13 protein-coding genes are annotated in these 16,214 nt (G+C 47.2%); 3 read left to right on the forward strand and 10 right to left on the reverse strand.

Annotation, left to right across the window (positions count from 1 at the left end):
• Window position 1: 1 nt before the first annotated feature.
• From L1I42_RS14860 to L1I42_RS14890, 7 genes are all read right to left on the reverse strand, one after another.
• A complete protein-coding gene (locus L1I42_RS14860) occupies window positions 2–1,192 on the reverse strand; it encodes a restriction endonuclease subunit S (protein ID WP_236115477.1) in 1,191 nt (396 codons plus the stop codon).
• Entirely contained in the window at window positions 1,189–2,763 is a 1,575-nt protein-coding gene (locus L1I42_RS14865; protein ID WP_236115478.1) for a type I restriction-modification system subunit M, read from the reverse strand. Before L1I42_RS14865 ends, L1I42_RS14860 begins: the two co-directional genes overlap by 4 nt.
• A gap of 24 nt (window positions 2,764–2,787) precedes the next feature.
• Window positions 2,788–3,642 carry a GIY-YIG nuclease family protein gene (locus L1I42_RS14870; protein ID WP_236115479.1) on the reverse strand — a complete coding sequence of 285 codons (855 nt, stop codon included), beginning with the start codon at window positions 3,640–3,642 and terminating at the stop codon, window positions 2,788–2,790.
• Window positions 3,643–3,826: 184 nt separating this feature from the next.
• Window positions 3,827–5,056: a hypothetical protein gene (locus L1I42_RS14875; RefSeq protein ID WP_236115481.1), complete on the reverse strand. Its 1,230-nt coding sequence runs from the start codon at window positions 5,054–5,056 to the stop codon at window positions 3,827–3,829.
• A gap of 632 nt (window positions 5,057–5,688) precedes the next feature.
• Entirely contained in the window at window positions 5,689–6,315 is a 627-nt protein-coding gene (locus tag L1I42_RS14880; RefSeq protein WP_236115483.1) for a 5-formyltetrahydrofolate cyclo-ligase, read from the reverse strand.
• Between the two features lie 605 nt (window positions 6,316–6,920).
• The gene (locus tag L1I42_RS14885) at window positions 6,921–7,295 is read right to left on the reverse strand and encodes a hypothetical protein (RefSeq protein WP_236115484.1); all 375 of its coding nucleotides are present in this window, start codon (window positions 7,293–7,295) and stop codon (window positions 6,921–6,923) included.
• A 655-nt stretch (window positions 7,296–7,950) separates the two neighbouring features.
• Window positions 7,951–9,666 carry a S1 family peptidase gene (locus L1I42_RS14890; RefSeq protein WP_236115486.1) on the reverse strand — a complete coding sequence of 572 codons (1,716 nt, stop codon included), beginning with the start codon at window positions 9,664–9,666 and terminating at the stop codon, window positions 7,951–7,953.
• Between the two features lie 299 nt (window positions 9,667–9,965).
• Between L1I42_RS14890 and L1I42_RS14895 the strand changes: the two genes are divergently transcribed.
• Complete coding sequence (locus L1I42_RS14895; RefSeq protein ID WP_236115488.1) at window positions 9,966–10,325, forward strand: helix-turn-helix domain-containing protein; 360 nt, start codon at window positions 9,966–9,968, stop codon at window positions 10,323–10,325.
• Window positions 10,326–10,505: 180 nt separating this feature from the next.
• Window positions 10,506–11,618, forward strand: a complete 1,113-nt coding sequence (locus L1I42_RS14900) for a RelA/SpoT-related domain-containing protein (protein ID WP_236115490.1) — start codon at window positions 10,506–10,508, stop codon at window positions 11,616–11,618.
• 619 nt (window positions 11,619–12,237) lie between these two features.
• Here L1I42_RS14900 and L1I42_RS14905 read toward each other — a convergent pair.
• The 3 genes from L1I42_RS14905 to L1I42_RS14915 form a co-directional block, all read right to left on the reverse strand.
• On the reverse strand, window positions 12,238–12,969 hold the full coding sequence (locus tag L1I42_RS14905) for an LEM-3-like GIY-YIG domain-containing protein (protein ID WP_236115492.1): 732 nt from the start codon (window positions 12,967–12,969) through the stop codon (window positions 12,238–12,240).
• A gap of 197 nt (window positions 12,970–13,166) precedes the next feature.
• Entirely contained in the window at window positions 13,167–13,544 is a 378-nt protein-coding gene (locus L1I42_RS14910) for a hypothetical protein (RefSeq protein WP_236115494.1), read from the reverse strand.
• Between the two features lie 613 nt (window positions 13,545–14,157).
• Window positions 14,158–14,514, reverse strand: coding sequence for a hypothetical protein (locus tag L1I42_RS14915; RefSeq protein ID WP_236115495.1), 357 nt, complete (start codon window positions 14,512–14,514; stop codon window positions 14,158–14,160).
• A 181-nt stretch (window positions 14,515–14,695) separates the two neighbouring features.
• Between L1I42_RS14915 and L1I42_RS14920 the strand changes: the two genes are divergently transcribed.
• The gene (locus tag L1I42_RS14920) at window positions 14,696–15,334 is read left to right on the forward strand and encodes an excalibur calcium-binding domain-containing protein (RefSeq protein WP_236115497.1); all 639 of its coding nucleotides are present in this window, start codon (window positions 14,696–14,698) and stop codon (window positions 15,332–15,334) included.
• Window positions 15,335–16,214: the final 880 nt, after the last annotated feature.

Here is a 16,214-nt window from a genome sequence, read left to right on the forward strand (position 1 = left end):
TTTACTCCGCCGCTACGGGCTTGGGCGCTTCTGACACATCGATTTCGCCAGAGACCAGACGGGGGATCAGTAAGTCGCGGGTGGCGCGGAGGTTGGTGTTTTGCTTTGCCAATTGCAAGATTTGCTGAAAAGCAGGGGACGCGAATTCGTCAAATTTTCGGAGTTGCAGCGGATCAGGCTTTGCCAACGTAAATTGTTCCAACGCGTTACGTTTTACGCGCTGGCGACCGTCGCTACCGCCCATGCTCTGAATAGCGTGCTTTCTGAAAGCGGAATGCCTAGCCAAGCAATATACAAACGCTGGAGGCACGCTACGTGCCCTCATGACAATGAATTCTGTGGAGCCACATACGACTTCATTGTGTTCAAAGCCCATTACGTGACCCGTCTTTCCATTTTCAGTGCATGGCGTAATTCTGGCAAACAATGTATCGCCGTTTCTGAATTTTGCGCCGGATGACGAAGCTCTGCGCTGGACCGCACCAATTGTCATATGAGTTTCGCTGATGGAGCTCATAGGCACAAATCGTATTGGTTTCCCCTTGTTTAGTTTTTCTTTTGGATCAAACTCGATCAAATCGACGGACGCGACCATTTCATCCGATGTACCGATAAACCACTCCTCAAACACGCGGCGGGCCATTTCTTCAAGAATGGCAATGCGGCGTTCATTCACCGCGATTAGATCATCATAGGCTGACAATATCCCGGCAATCCGCTTTTGGATTGGGAGGGGAGGAACCGCTATCTTTATTAGTTTGGCATCGGGAACACGCATATGCTCAACTGTAGAACCAGAGCCGAAAGCGCGAATTTGCCCCTGTACGTCATCACATAGAAATGAATACAAAAGGAAATCCGGATCGATCTTCTTTCTATCTGCACGATAGGAAACTATTCTTTGGCCAAGAAATAGATTTTCGTCAGTGCGGATTTTGCCTACTTCGCCCAGTGGAGCTTCTCTGGTAAGCAAAACATCATCGCGTATCGGAATTTGGCGCGATGTCCACTTTTCGTATGTCTCTCGGTTCACGTAATTGACATTTGTCGTATCAACCCAACCGTCACGAACATTCGTGGTACGGATCATTTTATATGGCGTCTCAAAGTCTTCTTTGGGGGCAGTGCGATTTTTACAGTCCACGATCGAATCGCAAACTTCGCCAACCATCAATCGTGGCCAGTTATTCACTGCAACACCTCGCGCACATTTTTCGCGATCACGTCCTGCAGCCGTGCCGCGTCAGTATTTAGCTCCTCCAGTTCCGCTTGTAATTCCGTCAGGCGAGCATGAAAATCAACGCCATCATCTTCTTTTTCCGCTACGCCAACATAGCGACCGGGATTGAGTGACCAGCCTTGGGTTTCGATCTCTTTGCGCTTGACCGCGCGGCAGAGGCCAGCAACGTCGCGATAGGTCAAGCGATTTCCATCCTCGGCATCAAAGCGCTCTTTCAACCACTCCTGCGCCCCCCAAATAAGTTCAGGTTCGTCATGGCGCCAGAGGCGGACAATGTTGGCCAGGGCCTCGATCTGCCAGTCCTCAAAATCGCGCCAGGCGCGGGTGACTTGCCGAAACATATTGCGTGCATCGATAAACAGCACTTCGTCTTCACGCGGGGTGCCAATTTTGCCCTTATCGTAAAACCACAAGGTGCATGGCAAGGTGACGGTGGTGAACATGTTAGGGCCCACCGCGATGATGACATCGACAACGCCCGTTTCAATAAGTTTTTGCCGAATGTCCGCCTCGGACCCTCGCGCGTCGGATGCAGAATTTGCCATGACAAAGCCCGCGCGACCTGTGTCATTTAGGGCGCCGTAGAAGAGGCTGATCCACAAATAGTTGCCATTATCGGCTTTGGGCAGCCCAAAGGGAAAGCGCGCATCCACCACTTCTTTGCCAGCAACATCCTTTTTGAGTTTGGCTTTGTCGATCTCCGCCACATTGAAGGGCGGGTTGGCCATCACAAAGTCAAATTTGCCAACGCTGTCATAGGGGTCTTCATAATAGGAATTCGCCTCGCGCACTTGCCCGCTCAAGCCATGCATAGCGAGGTTCATTTTCATCAGCCGCATGGTTTCGCGGGTTTTTTCAATACCATGAATTGAAAGGGCTTTGTTCGGTTCGCGTTGATGGCGTGCGACAAAGTCTGCTGAATGGGCAAACATACCGCCCGAGCCGCAGGCAGGGTCATATACGCGACCTTCATAGGGCTCGATGATTTCAACGATCAGGCGTACAATTGAAGCCGGGGTATAAAATTCGCCCCCTTTTTCCATGGTGGCACGGGCAAACTCACCCATAAAATATTCATAGATTTGCCCGAAAGAGTCGCCGCTCAAATCGAGGGGCTCCAACAATCTAAGCAGCTCCAACAGCGTTTCTTTGGGAATGTCCGCAAATGATTTTGGCAGCGCATCGGCAAGATCAGTATTGTCTCGCTCAATTTGCTCCATCGCATTGTTCAGCTCTTTGCCCAGATCTGCATCTTCAGGCAATTGGGTCAGCCATTCAAAGCGTGATTGTGGCGCCAGGTAAATTGCGCCTTTGGCGATAAATTCGTCACGCCCGGGTTTTATCCGCGAGCCAGGCTTGGGCTTGAGGCGCTTTTCCACTTTGGCAAAGCGTGTGTCGGCAAACTTTAAGAACAAAAGGCCGAGCACCGGGCGGGAGTATTCTGACGGGCGTAGACCGGAATTCGCGCGCAATTGGTCGGCCGCTTTCCAAAGTCTTTTTTCAGTCTCAACGATGCTCATCATGCCCAAGGTACCTTTTTGAATGAATTAATCTTCATTTTCTGCTTGCTGGCGAAGCTCAACCAGAGTTTGCCCATTATGCGTCCAGTATTGCGCACCTTGCGCCGATTTCCAATTGATGCCGCGTTGTTTTTGCGCTGCCAGCACCGCGGCGGACAGACTCGTCTCCTGATCCAGAAAACGAACCCTGCGATTATCTATCACCTGGCAGGTTATCTCGTCATCCAGCTTAAAGCGCAATATAGTTTCTTTGGGGATGCCGACCATTTTAAAGTTGAACTGGGCGGCCCGTTGTTCAAGCTTTTTGATGGCGGTTGTGTCGTCTTCCGTTTCGACATAATCAGCTTGCGGTGTCACATCTTCAATTTCGACCAATCTGATGATATCGGCGGCGGCTTCTGGAACCAGCTCAAAGAACTCCCGGTTGTCGTTGACCCTTTGTACGCTTAAGACGCGGTGGATGCGGCGCTCCACGTTCAAATGCTGTTCGACGACCGCTGCGTAGTGGCATTTAAAAGGTACTGGCACCCCGCTGGAAAACAACTGTTGCATGCGGTTTAGAATTGGCTTTCTGGTTGTGCCGATTTTAATGAAGCCTGGCATTGCCTCATTGGTGAGGACATAGACGATGCAATGATTTGAAGCCATAATTAAAAGCCGCGTTTTTAAGTTTATCCGACTGATATATAAATATGATTTGAAATTGTCGCAAAAGTGCCAGATTGTTGCAAGCCCTTGGCGGATTGATGTGGGGCGGTGGATGTTTGCGCTCTTGTCCTTTTGTGATCTTGAGCGGGGTGCACCCATTGAATAATTCATCACATGCAATTTTTTACATGTAAAAGAAGGGGCAATGCTGATTGCCAATGTTTTGGCGAGCAATCGAAATGTCAGTTAACTTGTTCGGCCGAAAATGACCGACTGATTAACTCTGAGATCGGCCAATTTGTCACTTTTTTCGAATGGCCTGGGCGGCTTGTCTGGCTCAAAAACCGCAGTCACTGGGAATTTGCGGCTTTTGGCGCTGTTTGTTGTCTCTAATAACTGTAACTAAGTACTTACATACCTATTTAAAGGCCTTCTTTATTGACCTTAAGCTAATAGCGATTGCTCGATCCAGCTCCCTATAACTCACAGTCTCAACACACGCAGGCTTCAATTTAGGAACATGGCGCGGAAACGAACGCGATCTCAAATCAACCTCAGCCGGATAATGCGTCAACCTGAACACACCCTGATGCATGTAGCGCCGAACCGAGGTGTTCATCTGTAAAAGCTTTCTCAGTCGCTCTCGTGGTCCAGGTGTGATCTCATCAAACATGGGCACTTGGAATTTGAATAGCTTTGAGAAAGCCGTTTGAAAATTGAAGCCTTTCAATGAATGAAAATGCGTGAGGCCCAATTCTTTCAAACCCAGCTCGCCAACAGTCACCTCAATGCGCGTGCGCTGCTTATTGATGGCCAGTTCTTTTTCTTTCTTTTCTCGCTCGGTCTCATCTCCACGCCAATTCTGATTGTCGAGCCTTTTGTGCATGATGCGCCATGCATAATAGTCCGGGTCTTCGCGACCATAATAAACAGTGGAGCCGAAAGGAATGATCTCTTCAGCGTAAGGTTGGGCGTATCCGTCCTTTATATTCTGCTGCGTCTGCTGCAGCTTAAGCGTGTTCGATGGATCCTCCTGACCCCTGTTTAATCGTGCAAGCTGCTCGCAATGCAGTCCTTCTGGCACATAAATCCTCATGCGCTCATCGCTTCCGGTGAGGTGCTTGCCATAAGGCACAAAATGACGGGCCAGCACACTGTGCATCTTTACAAAAGATTGATCAGAGACCTTTTTGGGCCGAAAATCGATTGAAAGTTCGAGTGTACCTAAGCGTGGCGGCTCATTTAGGGGAAGATTTGTTTGAAACAGTTCATTAAGCTGATCGTAGCGCTTTCGTTTCAGATCCTGAATGCGCACCCTGAAATACCTTTGCCCTGAAGATGAACGCGGGAGCTCAATAACATGTGGGCTAATTTGCAGTAGGTCTTTTAGCTTTTTGCGGATGGATTTGTAATTCACTGAGCCCTTTTGAGGGGCGATCACGATGTCAACGAAATCAATGACCGTGGTGCGTCTATAATCTTTGAAATCAATCTCCGGTTTAACGATGAATTTGCCGGCGTTTAAATTCCGATCCAGCCCATTTTGTTCAGGTGTTATCTTTGTGTAGCTCAACGGTGTAAGCTGATTTCCAAAGCCATCAATGCCGTCTTGGAGCCGCATCGGAATTTTAACTTGGGCAAACGTCATGCGCACCTCGTGTTTGTCGAAGAATTGGCACATTGTATCAAACACGTTGGGTTTCAAGGGCAAAAAAGTGAGAATTTGGACTATATTTTTTGCGCAAGGCCGGATTCGCTTGATTAGAGGAGCTTTGGCGCCAAGGGTCTGACCAGCAATGCCCGCATCCCCTTGGCGATGTACGGTTTTTCCTAGGACTTCGATTGTATTTTTAGCTAAATAGCTAAAGCTGCAATTAGCTGATTAGCTAATTATTTGAGTGTTCAGCTACCCAGATCTCCGGTCACCCCAAAATCAGATCGGCGCGCTCGATCTACCCCTATGACGAGCGGTGCATCCCGACCGTTCAAACGTCAGCCACTCCTATTTTTGTGAAATGAGCAGATTTGTGCGGTTCAGCCTGCTCGATCTTGAATGAAACAAGCTGCGATGCTCAAACAGCTGGCCAAATAATTATCCCGGTATCGCATTGGGCATGCGTTGCGTATTTGCACATTTAGCTAAATGTAGCTTTATGGATTTGGAAAATGGTCTTTGGAACGGGCTGCTGTCAGGGTGAGGGATGAAGCCGAAGCTCGTCCTCAAAGATTGCCTTTTCCTGTTCAGCTTTGATCTCAACCAGGCTGCACCGGGCGATCAAATCAAAATACCTGACCATCATCGAGCACAATCACATCCATGGCGATATCCCAAGGCATAGGAAAGATTGTATCCATGGCAGATTGGGTGTAGCCCACACCGATCACTTTCGTTCGATCATCCATTTGTGCCAACGTCCGGTCATAATATCCGCCACCGTTTCCCAGCCTATATTTTGCTTTGTCAAAACCAAGCAGGGGGACGACAACGACATCTGGCGAAATCGGGTGTTCATTATAAGGCACCGGTATTCGCCAGTGACCAAGTTTCATTTTAGTCTCAGGCTGCCATTCATGAAATTCGACGGGGGCATTTTTTTGTTTGACCACGGGCAGGGCGATGCTTGCGCCTTTTACGTGACAATCTCTCATCCAATCGCGTAAATCAAATTCACCCCGGATGGGCCAGTTCGCCGCGATCTTCAGGCCGCTCACATCGCCTATGACCTTATCCAAAGCTGAAGACAGTTCAATTGACGCTTCGTTTCGCGCATCAGGCGAGATGCATTTGCGTTGTTCGTATAGTCGCTGGCGTTCCGACCGCCTGAAAACCGCCACGTCATTCATGGTCTGTGGGTCAACAACGTGGCCCCCGATGATTTTTTCAGAAAAACAAGGTTTTTCGCCCATGCCAAGCCTCACTCAGCTGTATTGTCCGTTTCAGTTGATCCAAGATGCCCTCTGAGTGAATACCACAACGGTCGACGCAGCAAGTGATTTCCGGCCTTTTAAATGTGCGGTGTAGGTCCTGTTGCAGGAGCATTGGTGCTAGGTAAGTGGCGGACGATAGCGGCATCCCCTTGGCTGTGGGCGGTTTTCCATAGGGCTTCGCTTAGATTTACAGCCAAATAGCTAAATCTGTAATTAGCTATAAAGCGAATTGAAGAGGGTTGCCCGGAATATTGGTCGCGATAAAATCAACTCCGATCGCAATTTATACCCCTACCGGAAAGTCGATGCATCCCGACCGATCAAACGTCAGCCATTCCTAATTTTTCGAATGAATGAGGCTGGTCTCCACGGGGGCGTCAGGCATACGTGCTCGGCGTTTTGGCGTGGCGCGGCATTGCTTTTGGATCAAACAGCTTAATAGCCATTTAGCTTTTTAGCTAAATGCAGTTTTACAGAAATAGCTATTTGGCTTTAAAGCTTCGGCATGGCAGGTTAGGGGAGGCGCGTCCCCGTGCATTGATGATGGACTGCGACCGTCATATATCGATCGCAGCCCAATTCCGTTATTTCAAAAGCTCGATCAAAATACGTTTGGCACGATCGTCAAACTTGGGCGCGGCTTTGACTTCACGTACGGCTTTGATGATCTCACGCTCTTGATATGAAAGGCTGGTATCCAACACGTCGTGCACATAGTCATATAAATCGCTTCCAAGCTCCTCCAGGAGCAATTGGCGCCCTATTGTACCCTTGGGTAGCTCAAGTGCCTTTTCGAGGTCTGGTGCCCGTTCCAGGGCTATTTTTGTAGAGCCTGATTTGATCATTGCGATCATGTTGGCATTTTGAAAACCCGCCACATAAGCGATCTCTTTTTGAGATTTGCCTTGAAGCTTGAGTTCAGCGACGCGATCGGCCACGATTTGTTGTGATTTAAGCATATTCAACTCGCTGTAAATTATTGTTACAGCTTAGATATATGCTCGACTGATATGGGAATGCGCGCGGATGCGAAGGTTTGTGAGTTTGATTGAATTCGACAGCATGCGGTGATGATGTAATCTAAAATCTAAGATTCTGAGCGGCCGGCGGCATTATGCCGCTTTAATTTGTCATGCAGAATTTGGACGGGATGGGGAGGTACACTTAATTGAGAGTTAATATTTGGGCGTTCGGTATTTTAATGTTGGCTTTTAGCATAGGTCCCTCGAGTTCCGGATCTTTGGATTATTTTACGCTGGCTTATTATATGGATTGGGAACCAGACTGTTTTGCTCCAACGAGCCCCACATTTTACGTTTACGATGTTCAGTCCTTTAACGCAGCTGTCGACGAATATAATGACTATGTCAGCGAGGTTGAGTACTATTTGGACTGTTTGAAAAGGGATGCGGAAAACGATCTTGAATTAGCCGAAACAGCGATTGTTGAAGGCTATCAAGACCATCGGTCCAGTATTCTGAGGGAACTTGAATATGCAAGCTCCCAGCTTGAATCCGAGAGGTATTTGCTCAATTGAATGCTTTAGAGGCGGGTTGTCAAAGCGAGACAAGGGCTTAAAGGGGGGGGGCGGAAATGGTCTTTTTGCGGCTCGGCTCAATAACACAAAATTGGATGAGTAAACTCAGATGCCAGCTCTGCAATTTCTGTTGAGGTGAGGGCTTCGGCACTGTTGGCTTCGTGAAACTGAATTTGGTTGCTTCGCAAAAAGAATTTCGCAACATCAGCGTTGATGGCAAAATTGACGTTCTGCGGTGTATCGCCAAAATTTTCTGCAACCTTCTGTGCGTTGAGCTTTGAAACAATAACCCCGACCACATTGCCTGCTTTGTCCAAAAGCGGTCCACCTGAGTTGCCTGACTGAACTGGTGCCGTAATTCGTATCTGGCTCGGATCACCAAGTATTCCTGAAAGAGAGGAGACGGCGCCTCTCGTAATGCTGATATCTTGAAAAAGGTCGAGATACGGGAAACCGGCGACAGTTACATCGCTATTGAGTTTTGCTTCGTTACGTGAAAAACGAGCAATCTTCGTGGGGTCAGCTGCACTCAATTTGGGCGAAATAACCGCCAGGTCAAACTCAGGCGACAAAGCTGTTATTTCATAGCTATAGGCGTTCACACTAATAGCGCTGCAGTTTTCAACAACATGTTCGTTGGTGAGCAATTGCCCAGCCTCGTTAATGTAAAAACCGGTGCCTGATGAACGTGGGCTTTCGTCTGTAACTGCAACTTTTGCTGATTGCTCTGGTTTGCTTTCACCGGAGCCGTAAATGGCAAACTCAATTTGCTGCCAAAGAAAGCCTTCATCGTTGAAGTAAATATTCGATATATCTGTATTTGAAACGCTTGCCGCCATAAGAGCCAAATCGTGTCGATGTTCAGCTGTGGCAAATAAAAACACATTCGACCAATTTTTTGCATTTCGGTCAGAGCGTAAATAAACTCGTCCGCCGTCATCGTATGTAATTGCGGTGACCCACCGATATTCGTTTCGCACTTTGTAAATAGGGCGTCGTGTCGTCGGCGCATCTTTCAATATCTCTTTATGGATACTGGCGGTGAGACGAGGATGGCCGTGGCTTACGATTATACTTAAGGTTTCGTCGGGGTTGGACCAGGCGTAAAAATCTGGCTCTCGTTCCGGCGAAACAATGCCCTTGGGTAAAAGTAGGCTTAGATTTGATTCAGGAAAGGTTTGTAGCGTCCAGTTGGCTTTTTCGATTTCATCAACCAGCTCCGCCGCAAGCATCGCAATATGAAAGCGACTGGGTGTCGTGGTGTAATTATTGTTTACATAGCTTACAAAGGCGCTTTGAGAACGTGGACCCCATTCACCGTCTATTAGGCCTTCATATTCACCATGCAGTGTCAAAGCTGCCTGAAGAGCGCGTAAGTCGTTTTTACTGAATATGCTGAAATCTACACCAGCGAAAAGATAGGTGTTAATCCATTCCTTATCGATTGTTCCGTCATTCAATCTGACTTTTTCAATCAAGGATCTTCCGCTCGAGCAAAAGCTGTCCATGGGAATTTGGCCAGCGTTCTTCCACCGCGTTATTTTGGCTTGCGCCGTGTGTTTTTTTACGGCGCCGGCCGTGATTGCTAACCAGTTTGTGTCTGTTAAGTAGACCTGCGGAGTGAAGTTGTTGGACAGGTCACTGAGAAACTCATTTGTTTCAGCTGCGCTTTTGCGCGAAGCGATTATTATGATGCATTCATCGCTGGCTGCACGAAAACCCTCCGCATATGCCAAGTGAGCACCAATGAAAAAAAGGCTGATTATTAAAAGTGGTACGGACAAGTAGCGCATAAATCAACTCGAAATTAAACTAAGGCCGGGTTGTGCGGGGTACCCGTTGGTTTCTAATACAAAACTATATGCATTAACGCCTGAGATGCGCAAGTAGGCTGATTGAGTGGCGTCGAGTGAACTTTATTTAAGCACCATGCAATCATCTGGTTTATAACCCTCTCGCTCCGGGCAAATGAAAGAGTGGAATGCATTCTTAAAATTCACTTAAGTAAAAAACTTGATAAATTTACTTGATAAATTTAATTTTTCTCTATATGGTTATTCTCGTTGACGGAAACAATCCAAGGAGAATATCGATGTCCAAGGCTCTCTCGTTTGCTGGCCGCCTGCGTACACTTCGTGAAAATATGAAGCTTTCAAAGACGGCGCTCGCGAATATGATTGATGTGACCACCACCTGCGTATGGAACTGGGAAGAGGGTAATACAGAGCCAAGATCCGAGAATCTTGTGGCATTGGCCAAAGCTTTAAATGCCCCGATCAGCTATCTTAAAGATGGAAGTCATTGGGATGGAGCGCCCTCTGCTGATCCTACGACCACAGCAGGGCCCTATACTGGCAGAACACTCGCTGAGGTCATTGCTGAAGCCAAAATTAACATTGCCCAACTAGCTCAGATTTCGCCCGAAAAAGTGAATATTTCACTTGAATATTGATGTTTTTTAAGTCGGTTCCATAATTGTGGATTCTGCGAAAAATGTTTTTCGACGGATGCGCTTCAATACAAAGTGCAACCGTGTTGGCTGGAAATCAACTAGTTGAATTCGCGACACTTGCAACCAATCTTGTCTTCGCGCTAGTTTTTTAAGTTACATCACCGCATTTTTGGAGCGAATGTGACCGACCTCAATGAAAAAGAACTTAATGAATTAATTAATGATTGTATGGCTGAGTATGACGGAGCAACCGACAGGATTGGGAAACTTGTCAGAGTGGCCACCGAACGCCTAGAATTTGAGTTGGCCAAAAAGGGGATCATGTCGCGTGTCACCGGTCGCGTTAAATCAAGAGAAAGCGTTCAGGGTAAGCTTAGAAAGTGGCTCGCGCATCCAGAGATATTTTCACACAAAATCGAGGCGCTGAGGGCCAAGCGCGGTTTGTTTATAGCCATGGGTGACTTGGCGGCTCTTCGAGTAATGACCTACATTGAGAATGACCGGCACAAGGTTGTGGATCTGGCTCGGGATTGTTTTTCACATCACCCGAAAGACAAAAATTTTGGACTTGAGGTCAAAGAAGATGACCCACGAATAAAAAACAATGAAAACAATTTCTATCGGGCATCCCATCTGCAAGTTCGTTTAAAAGAAAACGATCTCGTTGGCAATAATGCCAACTTGAAGCATGATAGTTGTGAACTTCAAGTTACGAGTATGTTGGCCCACGTTTGGAATGAGATTGAACACGATATCGGATATAAATCAAATAACGGACAGGTCTCTGCCGATGAGAAATCTGCGCTCGCCTCACTTGGTATGCTCACCAAGACTGGTGACAATGTTATTGCAAACCTAATTTTGGCCAATAAGTCACGCATTGACGAATTTCGAGATCGACAGAATAGGTTTAGCAACCCTGAAGCGTTGACTGCGTTTCTTGATAAACACTTTGGCCAATTTCGTGTCGGCACTAGCGCTATAGACAATGGTAAAAACAGTCACTCATTTTTGGACGCTTTACGTACGCTTGACTTTGATCATCCTAACGAACTGGTTCGACAGATTTCACCACGTCAAGTTATCGAAGCCCATCAAATTACACGCCGTATGCTTGAATTGCAGAGAGCGCGAAACGCCTCAAAAAACATTGTGGAGTTGTGCACTTGCGATACCTATTTAACGGCATTGTTTTGCTCATATTCAGACGAAATTATCGATACGCCGAAAAACAAAGGCGTACGCTTCATTGCTCTGGCGAAGGTGTATTCTGATGTTTGTGCGAACGCCTAAATGGGGCCGAAAGGACCATTTTGAACGGAAGTTGATTTCTCAATGAGAAGGTGTAATGCCAATGATGCTCAAATCGGTTGGTGAACTATTTGACGAGGAACCCCAGCAGTGGGGGCTACGCGGAGACCCCTATTTGTGGCGTAACCTGCGTTCAAATCTGCTGAGGTATCGTTTGCCATCCAGTGAACCCGAGCTTCATCGACTTCTCGAAAATGCATTTTATGAGGTAACTGGGTTCAGTCTCGCATTTTGTGCGAATTTCTTCGTTGAACGATTTGCGCATGGAGGTATGTCCAGCGGCGAAATCTGTGGCGAGTTTTGGCGTGAGCGTGGGTTTCCTTTGGTTTGCGATCGGTGGAGAGAATTGCAGCGGCGAAGGTGAATTTTTTTGTTTGGCTTAGTGCTAGCTCTAATGTCGCCATCTCCTTATGAGCGAGACCAAGTCGGTGGATGGCGCCCAAACACGTTTTTTGATTGGTGACACCCCTTTATTTGGGTTTACGGTTAGGATGTAAATGGGTTTGCTCTGTTGGTTTATCGTTATAGCCAAAACAAAACTTACATGGCAACGTTCGCCCAAAGATTTTTCAATTGAACTTAAAGCTTCGTTTTAAACTCATTACATGTTCCAATAGCGGACTGGGTTCGCCGCGCCTTTCGAGCGTTTGGGAGCACGCTTGTGGATATATTGCGACCTGACGTCTTCAGGAGCAATTTCGCCGACAAAACCGAGCCTACCTTCGTTGGTTTCATTAAATTCAAAATTTGGAAAATTTTCGGGCACTGCGTCAAGCCAGCTAGAGGGTTGGAACACCTCGACAATCAGACCATTAACAATGGCCAAGACAAGTTCAGCACTTTCAACCCTATTTCGACTTACGCGCCAACAAAATCTTGTCGCATCATAAATTGACCTTTCGGTGGCGAGGCGATTGACGGTTATTTCAACGATCTTGTGATTTAGCTCCGCAAGTGGTGCACTATAGCGACGGATGATTTCTTCCGAATGGGCTGCGCCTCGATCCGAATTCCCATGGCCGCCGGCGATATTGGTTGCGCCAGGAAAAGCGTCCATAAGTGCGGCTTCTACTTCAAAAGCTGTTGGCTCATCCATGCCGTGCCTTTGGATAATATGTTGCACTTCTAATCCCATCAATTTGATTTCGTATATTCTCGTCTGTTTGCCGTTAAGCTCTTCGTTTTTTGTGTCCAGCTCGCCCGCGATATGATGGAATACGCGATTGCCCTTTCCTTTACCGATGTAAAATGTTTCGCCATTTCTGGGGTCAATTAATCTATAAACGTAGAATCCCAGTTCCTTTATAACTTCAGGCGAAAAGCTGTTTTGCATGCCATTCATCTCCTGTGCAGTCGACGTTTTGTAGCTCGTCGCCCATTGGTAAGTCTCAATGATCGCAGCGCGCTTCTAATTTCAGCTGCCATCCTAAGAATGGGTGTTGATCCAATTGCTGGCTAATTTTGAGTATCTGCCAATTGAAGCTGGCCGAAACACTTTCCGGCCAGCACTCAATCCAAATAGGTAACCATTTAGGCTATTGGTTTAAAAACAATCCCGCAGTTTTTTTGTCTCGAAACCGTTTCGATCGCGTTCATCTCGCCTTTCAGTCGGGATACCTCTGCCGCTGCTGCACTATCCCCCTTAATTAAAAATGCTGCGGGCCAAAATAGGACCAGACTAACTGCTGTTGCAGCCGCATCGTTGTTTGCTTTCTTCTTTTGGACGCCAGCCGCGTTTTGAGCGCGCGCCGAAACAGCCTCGGCTTCTGTGCGCAACTGATTGCAGCTCATTGATTGGTATGGAACTGGTGAAACATATGCGGCTTCAATATCCTTTGGTGCGGATGCACAGCCCGCGAGGAAAGATACCGTTAGTCCGATAGCCACAAACCTTGAAATGTTTTTCATGAAAATTCCCCAAATTTGATAAATAAAATCTTAACAAACCAAGATTGGTTGGACCTGTCAATCCAGCGTGGCGCACAAAATTATTCTTATAGCTGGTAAGGTTAATGCAGCCGCCGTTCGAACACGCTGGGAGGCTCTTTGAAGCACAAAACAATTTCGCAACCAGCTTTATAAACATGCGCTTATTTCATAGGTACTTGAACACTTGCGTCACTGATGAGAGTATCCCGTGGGCATTTTTGCCTGATCGCTTGCAGCGGGTTACGACCAGCCAACCTGCCGCAAATTGCGATCAAAGATATGACCACATATCTTTACTCCACGGGCCAAGGTTTGGGATTAGGACCTCAGACCTTGGCTTGTTTGTGTTTTGAGGGGCGCGAAAGATCCCCAAAAAAAACCCGCACGGGAGGGAGGTTCCGAGCGGGCTTAAAAGAAGTCCAATGTCCAAATCAGGGGGATGATTTGTGGTTGGACCAATTAAGAATATCAGGCGCAGTTTCGACTGTCAAAATTCAATTCGCATGCCCGCGAGTGCCTCAGTCGCATAAGGACGTGCGACACGCAGCGTGCAAAATTGAAACCACCCTGAACTCACGTAGTTGCTTTCAGGTCATTTGGCGCCAGCATGCGAAAGTTTTCGCAATATTACCGCCATATCTTTAAGGTCCTGTTGGGTGAGTTCAGGGTGGCCATCGCGCCTCAATGGTCCACCGCAAGGATCGATAGCAAAGCTATCTAACTGCTGAAGGCGCGTATAAATCTCAACTGCGTACAATTTGTAAAATGCTTTGACGTCGCTCACCGATTGAAATCCAAATCGCCTTTGCAGGCGGGCCAGTACCTTGCGTTGGCGTCCAAGCGACATTGCTGAGCGAATGTAAATCTCATAGGGCTCTACATCGCTTCCAATGAGGTAAAGAAGTTCCATCAGGTTTTTCGATAAGCGTCTCGGCAAAGTATTTGCCATGCCAGCATTCCTAAAAAATTGGTTTTAAGTATGAAGGCATTGTGCCAGCAAATTGGGCTCGTGTGAAGGTCTACTTGTCACGGTAGATCTGCCGAAGGGAGCTAAAGGGTTTATTGATAATGACCGATTAGAGTTTGCTCATATTTAGCGCAATTCCAGACAGATCAGGTTATGATTAGATATGCCACAACTCTATCGCCGCACAAGCCGTGTGCCGGATAAGTCACTCGTTGATGTTCGTACCATCTTGATTTTTTCAATGATTGCGACAGTGTCGTTTTTTGCCGTTTCGTGGTTCGCTAAGGGGTGGTCACCGCCGCAAACTGTTAAGCACTTTTTGGCTGCCGCCGGATGTGATGCTGCTGCCAGTGCTGGTCTTTTTGAAACCAAACGAGGAGCGCCTGGTTATTGGCCTCACCATGACGGGAACAGCGACGGCGTGGCCTGTGAATTAACCAGCCGCCCTTCTGTTGGTTTGTGTAGCGGCGGCAACAGGGCTGCGCGCAGAGTTACCTGCGTTGTGGATGGCGATACGATTTGGGAAGAAGGCAGCAAACTCCGCTTCTTGGATATTGATGCTGCTGAAACCGATAATAAGGCAAGTTGTGCGGCAGAGCGTGTTGCCGCAGCAAAGGGCGCACAGATGGTGATTGAGGCCATGCAGACTGGCTATCGCATCCATTATACTGGCCGCACAGGTGGGTATGGACGTGATCTTGTCAAAATGTACAATTCAGATGGCCAGGATGTTGGACAATTGTTGATCCAACAAGGTTTTGCACAGCCATGGCCGAACAGTTCAAATCCGTGGTGTGATTGAGAGTGTCGGACATATTTTGCAGGTGGCGTCCTTGGGCTGGGAAGAGCCCAACCGTTATCAATCGATATGGCAGTTGCCCCAAACCAACAACGCGAATAAAGCATTTTCGTTAAGCGCCTTTGGATGGCGCTTAGAAAGCCCATAAATAAGCTGTCAGGCGCTTCGCAAAAATTTTTGAACCGGGGTAGGACATTTCACCACCGTTTGCTGGCGGCGCCTATTTGAGCTTACTGTTTGTTATTTGCTTTGCAGGTAAACCGGTTGGTTGGTATCAAGCTGAAGAGCAACTTAACCGGACGATTATTCACGCCAAATTTTCTTAAAGATAATAATATCAGTTATTATTATATATCTTATATAAAAGAAAAGTGGGCAGATTTAAAAAATGCGGCGGTGCGTAGCCAAGGATCTCAATTTAGGCCGAAAATGAGCATGAAATTGTGGGGAAAACGAGAGCGGCTGATAATTGTCGTGAGAATACGGCCAGAATTAGCGCCAGGATCGAAATAAATGCGCTGTGGCGCATTCCGTGTGAGAATATGAATTGTTTGCGCGCAAGAATGAAAAACGTGCGCTGGTGAGCGTTTATTTTGATTTGTCGAGGCTGATGGCGTTTAGTGGAGCGAAATTGATAGCGGTGCGCAATCAAACTTGCCGGCAAATATCTTCTGAAACCGGGAGAGTAGGACAATCAGGTTTTAAATCTGCCTACTTTTCTTTTATATATTATATATAACTAATATTATGATAATTAAGCAAAGTAGGCAGATTTAAAAACTCTCCGGTTAAAGTCCTAATAAATTTGGACTTGTCTTAAAAAAGTGGACACGACCATGCTCTTTTTAAGCCGCTAGTTTTTCGTACGCCATTGGACTGATGT

Origin of the sequence: Maritalea mediterranea (genome assembly GCF_021568695.1) — a bacterium.
GTDB lineage: Bacteria > Pseudomonadota > Alphaproteobacteria > Rhizobiales > Devosiaceae > Maritalea > Maritalea mediterranea.

Excerpts from the sequence above, each read along its gene's own strand:
- L1I42_RS14865 (WP_236115478.1), bottom strand. The coding sequence starts at position 2,763 with ATGATGAGCATCGTTGAGACTGAAAAAAGACTTTGGAAAGCGGCCGAC.
- L1I42_RS14885 (WP_236115484.1), bottom strand. The coding sequence starts at position 7,295 with ATGCTTAAATCACAACAAATCGTGGCCGATCGCGTCGCTGAACTCAAG.
- L1I42_RS14880 (WP_236115483.1), bottom strand. The coding sequence starts at position 6,315 with ATGGGCGAAAAACCTTGTTTTTCTGAAAAAATCATCGGGGGCCACGTT.
- L1I42_RS14910 (WP_236115494.1), bottom strand. The coding sequence starts at position 13,544 with ATGAAAAACATTTCAAGGTTTGTGGCTATCGGACTAACGGTATCTTTC.
- L1I42_RS14915 (WP_236115495.1), bottom strand. The coding sequence starts at position 14,514 with ATGGCAAATACTTTGCCGAGACGCTTATCGAAAAACCTGATGGAACTT.
- L1I42_RS14875 (WP_236115481.1), bottom strand. The coding sequence starts at position 5,056 with ATGACGTTTGCCCAAGTTAAAATTCCGATGCGGCTCCAAGACGGCATT.
- L1I42_RS14895 (WP_236115488.1), top strand. The coding sequence starts at position 9,966 with ATGTCCAAGGCTCTCTCGTTTGCTGGCCGCCTGCGTACACTTCGTGAA.
- L1I42_RS14920 (WP_236115497.1), top strand. The coding sequence starts at position 14,696 with ATGCCACAACTCTATCGCCGCACAAGCCGTGTGCCGGATAAGTCACTC.
- L1I42_RS14905 (WP_236115492.1), bottom strand. The coding sequence starts at position 12,969 with ATGCAAAACAGCTTTTCGCCTGAAGTTATAAAGGAACTGGGATTCTAC.
- L1I42_RS14890 (WP_236115486.1), bottom strand. The coding sequence starts at position 9,666 with ATGCGCTACTTGTCCGTACCACTTTTAATAATCAGCCTTTTTTTCATT.